The 12,576-nt window shown below is 37.0% G+C and carries 12 protein-coding genes and 1 riboswitch; of the genes, 9 read left to right on the top strand and 3 right to left on the bottom strand.

From position 1 onward, the window contains the following. Positions 1 to 19: 19 nt before the first annotated feature. The gene (locus B2145_RS00530) at positions 20 to 721 is read right to left on the bottom strand and encodes a hypothetical protein (RefSeq protein WP_291097041.1); all 702 of its coding nucleotides are present in this window, start codon (positions 719 to 721) and stop codon (positions 20 to 22) included. Then, positions 718 to 3,813 (bottom strand): Eco57I restriction-modification methylase domain-containing protein, encoded by a 3,096-nt coding sequence (locus B2145_RS00535; RefSeq protein WP_291097043.1) that lies wholly within the window; start codon positions 3,811 to 3,813, stop codon positions 718 to 720. The genes B2145_RS00530 and B2145_RS00535 overlap by 4 nt, the downstream gene beginning before the upstream one ends. 360 nt (positions 3,814 to 4,173) lie before the next feature. Between B2145_RS00535 and B2145_RS00540 the strand changes: the two genes are divergently transcribed. From B2145_RS00540 to B2145_RS00580, 9 genes are all read left to right on the top strand, one after another. After that, a complete protein-coding gene (locus tag B2145_RS00540; RefSeq protein ID WP_291097045.1) occupies positions 4,174 to 4,734 on the top strand; it encodes a DNA-3-methyladenine glycosylase I in 561 nt (186 codons plus the stop codon). A 100-nt stretch (positions 4,735 to 4,834) separates the two neighbouring features. Next, a riboswitch (TPP riboswitch) is annotated at positions 4,835 to 4,931 on the top strand. A 61-nt stretch (positions 4,932 to 4,992) separates the two neighbouring features. Next, positions 4,993 to 5,199, top strand: coding sequence for a sulfur carrier protein ThiS (gene thiS, locus B2145_RS00545; RefSeq protein WP_291097047.1), 207 nt, complete (start codon positions 4,993 to 4,995; stop codon positions 5,197 to 5,199). 84 nt (positions 5,200 to 5,283) lie between these two features. After that, positions 5,284 to 7,107, top strand: a complete 1,824-nt coding sequence (thiC, locus tag B2145_RS00550; protein WP_291097049.1) for a phosphomethylpyrimidine synthase ThiC — start codon at positions 5,284 to 5,286, stop codon at positions 7,105 to 7,107. A 105-nt stretch (positions 7,108 to 7,212) separates the two neighbouring features. Then, positions 7,213 to 7,806: a thiamine phosphate synthase gene (locus B2145_RS00555; RefSeq protein ID WP_291097051.1), complete on the top strand. Its 594-nt coding sequence runs from the start codon at positions 7,213 to 7,215 to the stop codon at positions 7,804 to 7,806. Beyond that, positions 7,779 to 8,534 (top strand): hydroxymethylpyrimidine/phosphomethylpyrimidine kinase, encoded by a 756-nt coding sequence (locus B2145_RS00560; protein WP_291097053.1) that lies wholly within the window; start codon positions 7,779 to 7,781, stop codon positions 8,532 to 8,534. The genes B2145_RS00555 and B2145_RS00560 overlap by 28 nt, the downstream gene beginning before the upstream one ends. Continuing rightward, positions 8,527 to 9,165 carry a thiamine phosphate synthase gene (locus tag B2145_RS00565; RefSeq protein ID WP_291097055.1) on the top strand — a complete coding sequence of 213 codons (639 nt, stop codon included), beginning with the start codon at positions 8,527 to 8,529 and terminating at the stop codon, positions 9,163 to 9,165. The genes B2145_RS00560 and B2145_RS00565 overlap by 8 nt, the downstream gene beginning before the upstream one ends. Further along, positions 9,152 to 9,922: a thiazole synthase gene (locus B2145_RS00570; protein WP_291097057.1), complete on the top strand. Its 771-nt coding sequence runs from the start codon at positions 9,152 to 9,154 to the stop codon at positions 9,920 to 9,922. Before B2145_RS00565 ends, B2145_RS00570 begins: the two co-directional genes overlap by 14 nt. A 107-nt stretch (positions 9,923 to 10,029) precedes the next feature. Continuing rightward, the gene (gene thiH, locus B2145_RS00575) at positions 10,030 to 11,160 is read left to right on the top strand and encodes a 2-iminoacetate synthase ThiH (RefSeq protein ID WP_291097059.1); all 1,131 of its coding nucleotides are present in this window, start codon (positions 10,030 to 10,032) and stop codon (positions 11,158 to 11,160) included. Positions 11,161 to 11,171: 11 nt separating this feature from the next. After that, on the top strand, positions 11,172 to 11,882 hold the full coding sequence (locus B2145_RS00580) for a HesA/MoeB/ThiF family protein (RefSeq protein WP_291097061.1): 711 nt from the start codon (positions 11,172 to 11,174) through the stop codon (positions 11,880 to 11,882). A gap of 3 nt (positions 11,883 to 11,885) precedes the next feature. Here the strand turns inward: B2145_RS00580 and aat are convergent, their stop codons facing one another. Continuing rightward, entirely contained in the window at positions 11,886 to 12,524 is a 639-nt protein-coding gene (aat, locus tag B2145_RS00585) for a leucyl/phenylalanyl-tRNA--protein transferase (RefSeq protein ID WP_291097063.1), read from the bottom strand. Positions 12,525 to 12,576: the final 52 nt, after the last annotated feature.

A 12,576-nucleotide genomic window follows, 5' to 3' on the forward strand; every position in this document is an offset into this window, starting at 1 on the left:
ATTATATCGTTTTTACTACTTATTCTTTGTTTTTTTGATTTTTTTCATCAATAATGAGATTAGATAATTTAACTGTTACTTTTCTGATAATTAACTGTGCTTTTACACTTTCAGAAACACTAATCAATGCAATAGCAATATTAGTTACTTTTATCAGATGGTCATTTTCAAAAATTTCTACCGATTTATCTATGTCAGTAATTCCATTATTGTTTATAAAAATTGATTTGCAATCTATTTTGTCAATTTCTTCGGAAGCTAATTTTTCAGGTTTCAAAGATGAAAACAGATTAAACGCAACTGGAATAAGAAACAATATGATCGAAACAAAAAGGATTATATTAAAATAAACAATCGAAATTTCATTAGATGACGGATTTTGGGTAGGAATTATTATACTTGAAAAAAATGCTACAATTATTGTTAGTACCGAAAAACTGATATAATATGCGCTTAATGAATTTATCAAAAATGATTTATGAAAATCAACTCCCGATTTTTGTTTAAAAAATTCATAAGCAACAAGAGAAACTGTAATGTAAATCCCCATAAGTGAAACAAGTGAACTAATAATCAAATTAAAAAACTCGTATGTTTTTGAATAATGTTCAATTTTGAAATAATCAGTAACAAAAGGAGGAAAACAATAACAGACAAATCCACCCATAAGAATTATGAGAATTGGATAAATGATATATTTATAATTTAAAATTTTTATCATTTTTCCTCAACAATCTTAATTTCTTCCTCACTCAAACCATACAATTCATACACCATTGTATCAATATCTTTTTCGGTGGTTTCTATTTGAGATTTTAGGGTTTGTGCTTTGGTTTTGTTTTCTTCAAATAGATCCAGCCATTCGAACTCGTCTTTTTTGGTGAGTGGTGTTTGTCCCGCTGTTTTAATGGCTTTATTAAGTTCTGTAATGAAATCAGCAAATGATAATTCTCTCCAGTTTTCTAATTTTTTAGAGAGTTTTTCAAGTTTGTATTGACCTGAAAAGTACTTTGAGAATTTTCTATTTACTGATTGCAAATCTTTATTTAAGGTTAATATTTTATCGGCGTTTTCAATAAATGGAATTTGAGAATCAGGATTTATTTTTTTGATTGGAAACTTTCTCAAATCATTTAGAATTATTTTTGGAAATAATTTCCTAACCGATTTTGCCGTGTTTTTCACAAAGTAATAAGACAACAATTTGCAATTCAAAACCGCTAAAATATATTTTAAAGAAATGTTTGAGTTTGCTTTTTCAACAATTGCGATATTACTCCTATTGTATAAATAAACACCCTCATTATATGTTGCGATTAAACATTTTGGGTAATTCCCTGTAATTTCTCTGACTATAATTTTTTTACCATCAAACAAGTTGAATGTTCTTGGTGCTGCAAGGTGCTTTCCATATCTTAAATACAAACCAGACCAACTCGTAAAATACCTTCCGACATCTTTTCCGTCTAAATATTTATGTGTGTTATCATCAAATTTATAATCATAATCATAAGGTCTATTTACAACGTCTTCAGCAGATTGTTTAGGTTCTCCCTTGTCTTTTTCGTAGGCTTGTAAGCCTGCTTTAATATCCACAAGACTATCCAATATTTCTGAATTCTTAATGATTTTTTCATTCAATTCATCACTTTCATCATCTAAAAAAACTTTGAATTCGAATCCTTCATTTTTAGAAAATTCTATTTGTTTTTTGGAATGAGATAAATAGAATTCATTTCCATTGTTTAGCAATATTTCAACAGTATTTTCCTTTTTTGAACTTTCTTTTTCGGACAATAAAATTACCGTTTCAACATTTGCTGTTTCAAAAGAAAATCCAGCCAAATTGATTATTTGGTTTATTTTATTAGTTTCTAACAAAAACTTTCTCAATCCTTCGCCAGAATACATCATTAGCCAAGAATTTGGAATAATCAAACCATAAATTCCGTTGTCTTTTATAAGATGAACTGATTTTTCAATGAACAACAAGTAAGTGTTGATTTGATATTTTGCCGAAACATATTTCGATACAAAAAAATCTTTTTCCTCTTGAAGGAAATTATCTCTTGCAAAAACATAAGGAGGATTCCCAATTATTACATCAAAACCTCCTTTTTCAAATACTTCCGGAAATTGTTCCTTCCAGTCGAAAGCTTTGTCGCCGGCAATGACTTTGCTTTCTATGAGGGAGTTGCCGCATTTGATATTGTTGTTCAGGCTGGTGAGTTTACGTTTGGGTTGGGCAGTACGCAACCACAAAGAGAGTTTTGCAATCTCGATACTTTCCTCGTTGAGGTCAACACCATAGATGTTGTGTTCTAGGATTTGGTTTTCGATATCGGGAAAGACAAAGAAACCTCCAAAAAGCTGTTTGTTGAGTTCGTCAAGGTAGGCGTGTTCCCTAATCAGGAAATCCAAGGCTTGGTTCAGGAAAGCTCCCGAGCCACAAGCCGGATCACAAATGGTGAGTTCCAAGAGCCATTCGCGGTAGTCCTTGAGTTGCTGGTCCAGTTTTATAATGGTGGTGGCTTGACGGTTCTTGCGGCCTTTGGCATATTCTTCGTCAAGGATGCCCAGTTCCTGTTTTTTCTCGGTACAAAGTTTACCAATGGTATTATCAACTATGTATTTGGTAATGTATTTCGGTGTATAGAAAACCCCGTCTTTCTTGCGTTTGGTTTTTTGCTTGTCGAAATTGGTTCCTTCAATTTCGGCATTGACACTTTCGATTTCGTTTAGTGAATGCTCAAAAATGTGCCCTAAAATATTGACATCAACTTGGCTTTGGAAATCATAAGTTGATAATTTTTTGGTATGACGATACAGCAATTCATCTTCAATAATCACGGCATCCAGAATGGTATCGGGTTGAAACAAACCACCATTGTAAGCAAAAATTTCCTCTTTTTTGTCGGTGCCTTTTCGACCTATATCCAGAAAATTAAAATATTGTTTGTAGCGGTCGTAAAGAGGTACAATCATATCCAAATCTTCCAAGGCTTTCCACTCTTTTAGAATGGTATTGATGGAGTTTGGAGCCAGCAATCCGCGGTCTTCTGCAAACAGAATGAACAGAAAACGGTCAATAAGTTTCTGTGACTTTTTAAACAAGATAAGTTTTGAAGTTTTTTCGGTTAACTCCAACAACATTACATTATTTCGGTTTTGTTTGACCAAATCTCGGTATAATTCTCGTTTGAATAGCGAATAATCGGCATAGAATTTTTTGGTTATATTTTCTTCTTCCACAACGGAAGCTTCTTTTATCGCCAAAGGTTTATTAGCAAGGATATTGTCTTTGGACAAACAGAGATAAAAGAGTTCGAATTCGCTTTGAGTCAAAGTAAACAAATTGAATTCTTCAAAATCCACGGCATTGTTGATATAAAAACGTAATTTTTCGAAGTTTGAAGTAATAATATAGGTACAACTTTCGTGATTTGCTTTGTAATCAAAAGCTTGTTGGCGAATGCTTTCGAGGTCTTTGGTATTGGTTCCTTTGAGTTCTATAACAGCTATGGCTTTGCCTTCTTTTAGAATTGCACCATCGGTTTTTTTTGCTCCTTTTAGGTTTTTGAGTTCTGTGGTTAGGTTAAACTTTGGTGCGGGATTTAGGGTATAACCCAATATGTCAACGAAAAGTTCTCGTAAAAAACCCTCTTGAAATTGTTCTTCTTTGCTGTTGCGAATGTTTTCCTGAATAGTAAAATTGTGAAAATACTTGCTGTACTTTTTATAGGCTTTCAGCACTTGGTCTGAATCTTGTTGGCTCAAATATTTTTTGAGCACGGAAGCTTGGAATAACGACATTGGCAACACTTTTATTAGAGATTCTAAAAATACGCAATTAGAAATTGATGTAAGAATTTTGTTATTAACAACTTTATTGATAAATGCCTACATATAAAATTCGTTTAAACCTAGAATTAGGGATTTTTCCATCACTGAATTTAGAGATATTTAAAAATCGAATGTCTTATAGCTGTTACAGCTTTGCAAAAGTATTACTAGGATGAAGAGATATAATATGGCTTTTTTTATGTGATTTTAATAAGTTCAAATATAATAAGTTTTTGTTCTAAATTATTTAATTTTATTGAAAACGAAGGCTGTAGTTTTTAAGGGAGATTTGCTCTATTCTTCTATCTTTGAAAATAAAAACTTAATCTTATGGAAAGCAAAACAAGATGCAAATGGTGTTCAGGAATCGATATTTATGAAAAATACCATGACGAAGAATGGGGCGTTCCGGTTTATGATGACCAAAAGTTATTTGAATTTTTAATTCTAGAAACCTTTCAGGCAGGATTAAGTTGGATAACAATATTGCGAAAAAGAGAAAATTTCAGATTGGCTTTTAATGACTTTGACTATTCGAAAATAGCCGAATATTCAGAAGATAAAATTCAGGAATTGCTGCAAAATGCCGGAATTATTCGCAATCAATTGAAAGTTCGATCAGCAGTTTCGAATGCAATTGCATTTATGAAAGTTCAGGAAGAATTTAGCAGTTTCAGTGAATACATTTGGCAATTTACAGAAGGGAAACCAATCACTAATAATCCAAAAACGATAAAAGATGTTCCAGCAACAACTCCACTTTCTGACGCTATTAGCAAGGATTTGAAAAAACGCGGATTTAAATTTGTGGGTTCCACGGTAGTTTATGCACACATGCAAGCCACTGGAATGGTAGATGACCACGTGGAAGATTGCTGGAGAAAAGAATAGTTTACAGCGGTTCGTTTTCAAAATAGAGGAGAATAAAAACTGCCATTAAAAAAAATTTGGAAATTTAGGTCCAACATATAAAATAATAAATTACTTTTGTTCTGCACTTTAGGGGTGTCTACAAACCGTAGGCTGAGATTTTACCCTCTGAACCTGACGCAGTTCATACTGCCGTAGGAAAAAGTAAGATGACTTCATTGTATCCGCATACGTTTGAGCCATTCCTAAAGTAGTATTACATACTAAATCTAAAAAGGAATGGAACTTAAAATCAACAATCAAACCAAACAATTTGCTCCTGAAAGCCTAACGGTTCAGGCACTACTCGATTTGGAAATTCCCAACAAACAAAACGGCATCGCCGTGGCCATTAACAATACCGTTATTCCAAAACCTAACTGGAATACCCATCTTCTCAACGAAAATGACGAAATCTTGATTATCTCTGCCACCCAAGGCGGATGATATTCGCTCTGTAGTCGAAGTTTTCAAAGATTCCGTTAAACGACAAACATTAAAAATACATAACTAATAACAATTCAACACAAAATGACTAACGAAGAAAAAATATCCAGAACCCCTTTTCCAAATTCGAAAAAAATATATGTGGAAGGAGAAATTTACCCGATAAAAGTAGCCATGCGAGAAATTTCACTGGCAGACACTAAATTATCCAATGGTAGAATAGAAAAAAACCCAGCTATAGCCGTCTATGACACTTCCGGCCCTTTTACTGATCCAGATATCGAAATCGACATCCGAAAAGGATTGCCTCGCCTGCGCGAACAATGGATTTTAGACAGAAATGACGTTGAAATTCTAACAGAAATCTCCTCTGATTATGGAAAAAAAAGACTGAACGACGAGAACCTAAATGAATTGCGTTTTGAATATTTACACCAACCCATGCGTGCCAAAAAAGGGGCGAATGTATCTCAATTGTATTATGCCAAACAAGGCATCATCACGCCCGAAATGGAATATATCGCCATTCGCGAAAACCAGCGCATTGAACAACTGAATGACCAAACTAAGGCGATGCAATGTCAACACGCCGGAAACAGTTTTGGAGCCAATACGCCAAAATCTAAAATTACGCCTGAATTTGTATGTAGTGAAGTCGCCTGCGGACGCGCGATTATTCCAAATAACATCAACCATCCCGAAAGCGAGCCAATGATTGTTGGCCGCAATTTCTTGGTAAAAATCAATGCCAACATCGGAAACAGCGCGATAACATCCACTATCGAAGAAGAAGTAGAAAAAGCAGTTTGGGCGTGTCGTTGGGGCGCTGACACCATAATGGATTTGTCAACGGGTAAAAACATCCATGAAACCAGAGAATGGATTATTAGAAATTCTCCCGTGCCTATTGGAACAGTACCCATTTACCAAGCTTTAGAAAAAGTAAATGGCATTGCCGAAGATTTAACTTGGGAAGTGTATCGTGACACCTTAATCGAGCAAGCCGAACAAGGCGTTTCCTATTTTACCATTCACGCAGGCGTTTTATTGCGTTACATCCATTTGACTGCCGATCGTGTTACCGGAATTGTATCGCGTGGCGGTTCAATTATGGCAAAATGGTGTTTGTTTCACCACAAAGAAAACTTCCTGTACACTCATTTCGAGGATATTTGTGAAATCATGAAACAATATGATGTAGCCTTTTCTTTAGGAGACGGATTACGTCCCGGTTCTATCGCTGATGCCAATGATGCCGCTCAGTTTGCCGAATTGGAAACCCTAGGGGAACTGACAAAAATAGCTTGGAAACATGATGTTCAAGTTTTTATTGAAGGACCAGGTCACGTACCGATGCACATGATTAAAGAAAACATGGACAAACAATTGGAGCACTGCTCTGAGGCTCCTTTTTATACTTTAGGCCCACTAACAACTGACATCGCGCCCGGTTACGACCATATTACTTCTGCCATCGGGGCAGCAATGATTGGCTGGTATGGCTGTGCGATGCTGTGTTATGTTACCCCAAAAGAGCATTTAGGTTTACCCAATAAAAAAGACGTAAAAGATGGCGTGATCACTTATAAGATTTCGGCTCATGCCGCTGATTTGGCCAAAGGGCATCCAGGTGCACAATACCGCGACAATGCGTTGAGTAAAGCCCGTTTTGAATTCCGTTGGGAAGACCAATTCAACTTGTCGTTAGATCCAGACACCGCCCGTGAATTCCACGATGAAACCCTACCGGCAGAGGGAGCCAAAGTCGCGCATTTTTGCTCGATGTGTGGGCCAAAATTCTGCTCGATGAAAATATCTCAAGAAATTCGCGACGTTGCCGAGGCCGAAAGAGGCATGAAAGAGAAGTCGGAAGAATTTGTAGAACAAGGAAAAGAGATTTATAGTTAAAAGAATATAGAAGAAAGAACATAGATAATAGAAGAAGAGATGATAGACTAAACTAAATCTATCAGTCTATTATCTATTCGTCTCTCATCTTTTATCTAAACTAATATGATAGTAATCACAATTCCGATGGCTTATGAAACCAACACAATTCATTCTCTTTTTGAGAATGGATTGGAGTTGCTTCATATTCGAAAACCTGATTTTTCAGAAGAAGAAATGAAAGCGTTTTTACGGAAAATAGGATCGGAATATAAAAATCGTTTGGTTTTGCATCAGCACCATCAGTTGGCGGAAGCTTTCGGAATTAACCGAATTCATTTTACTGAAAAAATGCGAAACGAAACATCAGAAGAAAAATTAAAATTTTGGAAAGAAAAAAGCTTTCATTTATCAACTTCAATTCACAAAATGGAGGATTTTAATTCCCTGGAAAATGTATTTGAATATGCTTTTTTGAGTCCGGTTTTTCCAAGTATTTCCAAGGAAAACTATTTGCCAAAATATGATATTCCAGTCGAAATAAAAAAGAGAAGCAATTTCACGACACGTTTGGTGGCCTTGGGAGGAATTTCTTCCGAAAACATCCATCAAGTTTTAACATTCGGTTTTGATGACGTGGCACTTTTAGGCACCATTTGGAACAGCAACAAACCAATAGAAAATTTCAAACAATGTCAGCAAATCGTCCTTTCGTATTAACAATAGCCGGTTTTGACCCAACGGGAGGCGCAGGTGTTCTGGCGGATGTGAAAACATTCGAGCAACATCGCGTCTGTGGTTTTGCCATCAATACGGGCAACACCATACAAACCGAAACTGCGTTTTACGAAATACAGTGGACTGATTTGAATTTTGTTTTGCGGTCAGTGGACACATTGCTTAAAAACTATACTGTCAAAGTTGTAAAAATCGGGATTGTTCCTTCGCTAGATTATCTAAAGGAAATTGTTTTCGCCATAAAAAAACTTTCCCCAGAAACCAAAATCGTCTGGGACACCGTTTTGAAATCGACCACCGAATTCGATTTTATGAACATCGAAAATCAATCTGTTTTGATTGCTGTTTTGAAAAACATCGATTTGATTACGCCCAATTATAATGAAATTTCACGACTGTCATCGATAAAAAACACTCCTGACGCGATTGCCCAAGACTTGTCAAAATATTGTGCCGTTTTACTTAAAGGAGGTCATAATCCGGAAGAAATCGGTGTTGATTATTTATATACCATGAAAGAAATTTTCAGGCTTGCGCCAAAAAACACTAAATGTTACGAAAAACACGGCTCGGGTTGCGTGCTGTCATCATCCATTACCGCCAATATCGCTTTGGGACAAGACCTGAAAACGGCTTGCGCCAATGCCAAAAATTATATTGAAAGTTACTTCAATTCCAACCCCACATTAATCGGATATCACTATGTATAAAAAGTTGCAATATATTTCTCAGGGAGATACGGCAGATGAACAGTTGCACAATATTCGCCAGGCTTTGGACAATGGTTGCAATTGGATACAACTGCGTTTCAAAAGCAACAATTCTCTTGCTGTTTTCACCTTGGCGGAAGCCGTAAAAATAGTATGCGATGAATACCGCGCCAATTTCATAGTTAATGACAATGTCCTTTTGGCACAACAAGTCGCGGCAGACGGCGTGCATTTAGGTTTGAGCGATATGAAAATTGAGGAAGCCCGCCTGATTTTAGGGGAAACAAAAATCATTGGCGCTACGGCAAACACTTTTGAAGATGTTGTCCAAGCTGTGGCAGAAAACTGTAATTATATTGGTCTGGGGCCATTTCAGTTTACGGAAACCAAGCAAAATTTAAGTCCAATTATAGGAATTGAAGGCTATGCAACTATCATCGAAAAAATGAAAATTCAAAATATCGAAATCCCCGTTTACGCAATTGGAGGCATCACATTGGAAGATGTTGACTCTCTTATGAAAACAGGAATTCACGGCATTGCTGTTTCGGGTTTGATTACACGAAGCAAAAATCCAACCCAACTTATCACTCAACTCAACAAAAAATTATATACAAATGTCAGAATTTAAAATAGGAGACAAAACGTTTCACTCCCGACTATTTCTAGGAACGGGAAAATTTGGTTCTAACTTCCAAATGGAAGAAGCTATTTTAGCTTCGGGAAGCGAATTAGTCACGGTAGCTCTAAAACGCATCGATTTAGAAACCGAAACCGATGCGATTTTGTCGCATCTAAAACATCCGTCAATTAATTTATTGCCCAATACTTCTGGCGCACGAAATGCCAAGGAAGCCATTTTTGCCGCACAATTGGCTCGAGAAGCATTGGAGACCAATTGGCTCAAACTTGAAATTCATCCCGATCCAAAATATTTGATGCCCGATGCCATAGAAACCTTGAAAGCAACCGAAGCATTGGCCAAGCTGGGTTTTATAGTTTTGCCTTACATTCATGCTGATCCCGTTTTATGCAAACGTTTGGAAGATGCAGGAACATCGGCAGTAATGCCTTTGGGTTCCCCAATTGGCAGCAACAAGGGATTGAAAACTATCGATTTTTTAGAAATTATTATCGAGCAAAGCAAAGTTCCGGTGATTATCGATGCGGGGATTGGCGCGCCATCTGATGCCGCAAAAGCGATGGAACTCGGGGCAGATGCTGTTTTGGTAAACACCGCCATCGCCGTAGCCGGAAATCCGAAATTGATGGCGGAAGCTTTCAAAGAGGCCGTAATCGCAGGACGAAAAGCCTATGAAGCTCGATTGGCACATCGGGTAAACCATGCGATTGCATCGAGTCCGTTGACGGCTTTTTTATATGAGTAATTTAACCACGAAGACACTAAGAAAAGCACAAAGTTCACAAAATTTTATACACTTTTATGGCAAAAACCTTTATGGTTTTGCGTCTTTGTGGCAAAAAAAATGAAAAAATGAAAACATTTAAATCGGTTTTTGAAAATTATGATTGGGAAACCATTCAAACCAAAATATACCAAACCACCGCAGCCGAAGTAGAACGGGCGTTAGCCAAAAGCAAACGGACTCTTGATGATTTTCTGGCCTTAATTTCACCGGCAGCCCAACCCTATTTGGAACCCATGGCGCAACTATGCCATGAACTGACCAAAAAACGATTTGGCAAAACCATCCAGATGTATGTTCCTCTGTATTTGAGTAACGAATGCCAAAATATTTGCACCTATTGTGGTTTTAGTTTGGACAACAAAATCAAACGAAAAACGCTTACCGAAAGCGAAATTACGCTAGAAGTCGAAGTCTTAAAAAAAGCAGGTTTTGATCACGTTTTGTTGGTAACGGGTGAAGCCCACCTTATCGTAAACATTCAGTATTTTTTAAAAGCAGTCCAGCAAATAAAAAAAGATTTTGCCACCATTTCGATAGAAGTACAACCACTTTCCACCGAAGAATACCAACAATTGCACGAGGCCGGCGTTTATTCGGTTATGGTATATCAGGAAACGTATCATCGCGATGTTTATAAACAGTATCATCCAAAAGGGAAAAAATCAAATTTTGATTTTCGCTTGGAAACTCCGGATCGAATAGGAACGGCAGGCATTCACAAAATTGGTTTGGGTGTTTTATTGGGATTGGAAGATTGGCGCACCGATAGTTTTTTCAATGCCCTACATTTAGATTATTTGCAAAAAACCTATTGGCAAAGTAAATATTCCGTTTCTTTCCCACGATTACGCCCCGCAGAGGGAATCATCGAACCCAACTTTATTATGGACGATAAAGATTTGACCCAACTTATTTGCGCCTATCGTCTGTGGAATGAAGACCTGGAGATTTCCATTTCGACACGGGAGAATGAGAAATTCCGAAATAATATTATTCCAATTGGTGTCACGAGTATGAGTGCCGGTTCTAAAACTAACCCTGGCGGTTATGTTGTTGACCCGCAATCATTGGAACAATTTGAAATCAGTGATGACCGTTCGGCTGCCGAGATTGCAAAAATAATTTCGAGTAAAGGCTACGAACCCGTTTGGAAAGATTGGGACAGGAGTTACACGGTTGTAGATTATCGATTTTAAATTGCAGAAACATGAGTATTATTCAAGATTTTTTACGTTATAACCGTCAGATGATGCTGCCAGAAATTGGCAATTCGGGACAAGACAAGCTCAAAAAAGCCAAGGTTCTGGTGGTTGGAGCCGGCGGACTGGGATGTCCTGTTTTGCAATATATAGCTACGGCAGGAGTAGGAACCATAGGCATTGTCGATTTTGACAAAGTAGAATTGCACAACCTGCACCGCCAAATTTTATATACCGAGAATCATGTTGGCAAAGCCAAAGCCACTACGGCAAAATCAGTATTGGAAACTTTAAATCCTTTGGTTGACTTTATTGCTTTTGAAGAAAAATTAACTGCTAAAAACGCAGCCCAGATCATACAAAATTTTGATGTAATAGTGGACGGTTGCGATAATTTTGAGACGCGTTATTTGGTAAACGACACTTGCGTGGCACTAGGAAAATCATTGATTTATGGCAGTATCTTGAAATTTGAAGGACAAATGGCGGTTTTCAATCACAGGGGAAATAAAAATCTCCGTGACTTATTTCCCGAACCTCCGAACCCAAAAGATGTTCCCAACTGTAATATGAATGGAGTTATGGGTACCCTTCCGGGGATTATTGGCACCATGATGGCGCATGAAACTTTGAAACTGATTATGGATTTGCCAACCCTAGAAAATGAATTAGTGCTTTTTAATACTTTAGATTGGAGTTTTACGAAGTTGAAGTTTTGAAAACTATTTGCTTTTCAGAATCTTCATGAATTCCTCTCTGTCAATTTCACGGCAACCCAAACTTTCCAGATGTTCGTTATATACCTGGCAGTCCAGTAATTTATAATTGGCTGCCTTTAATTGGTTTGCCAAAGCAATAAAGGCTACTTTTGAAGCATTCGAAACCTTAGAAAACATGCTTTCGCCACAGAAAATGTGACCCAAATCGATGCCATATAAACCTCCGACTAATTCATCGTTTTGCCAAACCTCGACCGATTTTGCAATTCCTGACTCATGCAATTTACAATAGGCTTCAATCATGTCATTGGTAATCCAGGTGCCGTTTTGACCTTCGCGTTTTATCTTTCGACAATTCGAAATTACTTCCCTGAAATTCTGGTTAAAAGTCACCTTGAAGATGTTTCGATTAATGATGTTTCGCATACTTTTTGAAACAACTAATTCGTCGAGAAACAGTACCATTCTGGGATTGGGCGACCACCATAAAATGGGATCATCTTCTTCAAACCAAGGAAATATTCCGCTTTTGTAAGCCAGCAGCAAACGCTCTGGAGACAAGTCGCCGCCAACAGCCAAAATCCCTTCGGAATTAGCTCGAGAAACAGGAGGAAAAAATAATTCTTTGGATAAATAATACATGGTTTTCGAACAAAAGTATAAATGTTTACTTGTAAATTTGGCGAAGCTAATT

This window comes from Flavobacterium sp. UBA5153, from assembly GCA_002413745.1.
Classification (GTDB): domain Bacteria; phylum Bacteroidota; class Bacteroidia; order Flavobacteriales; family Flavobacteriaceae; genus Flavobacterium.

Coding starts and splice junctions, on each gene's coding strand:
- B2145_RS00530 (WP_291097041.1), bottom strand. CDS start 721: ATGATAAAAATTTTAAATTATAAATATATCATTTATCCAATTCTCATA.
- B2145_RS00535 (WP_291097043.1), bottom strand. CDS start 3,813: ATGTCGTTATTCCAAGCTTCCGTGCTCAAAAAATATTTGAGCCAACAA.
- B2145_RS00540 (WP_291097045.1), top strand. CDS start 4,174: ATGGAAAGCAAAACAAGATGCAAATGGTGTTCAGGAATCGATATTTAT.
- thiS (WP_291097047.1), top strand. CDS start 4,993: ATGGAACTTAAAATCAACAATCAAACCAAACAATTTGCTCCTGAAAGC.
- thiC (WP_291097049.1), top strand. CDS start 5,284: ATGACTAACGAAGAAAAAATATCCAGAACCCCTTTTCCAAATTCGAAA.
- B2145_RS00555 (WP_291097051.1), top strand. CDS start 7,213: ATGATAGTAATCACAATTCCGATGGCTTATGAAACCAACACAATTCAT.
- B2145_RS00560 (WP_291097053.1), top strand. CDS start 7,779: ATGTCAGCAAATCGTCCTTTCGTATTAACAATAGCCGGTTTTGACCCA.
- B2145_RS00565 (WP_291097055.1), top strand. CDS start 8,527: ATGTATAAAAAGTTGCAATATATTTCTCAGGGAGATACGGCAGATGAA.
- B2145_RS00570 (WP_291097057.1), top strand. CDS start 9,152: ATGTCAGAATTTAAAATAGGAGACAAAACGTTTCACTCCCGACTATTT.
- thiH (WP_291097059.1), top strand. CDS start 10,030: ATGAAAACATTTAAATCGGTTTTTGAAAATTATGATTGGGAAACCATT.
- B2145_RS00580 (WP_291097061.1), top strand. CDS start 11,172: ATGAGTATTATTCAAGATTTTTTACGTTATAACCGTCAGATGATGCTG.
- aat (WP_291097063.1), bottom strand. CDS start 12,524: ATGTATTATTTATCCAAAGAATTATTTTTTCCTCCTGTTTCTCGAGCT.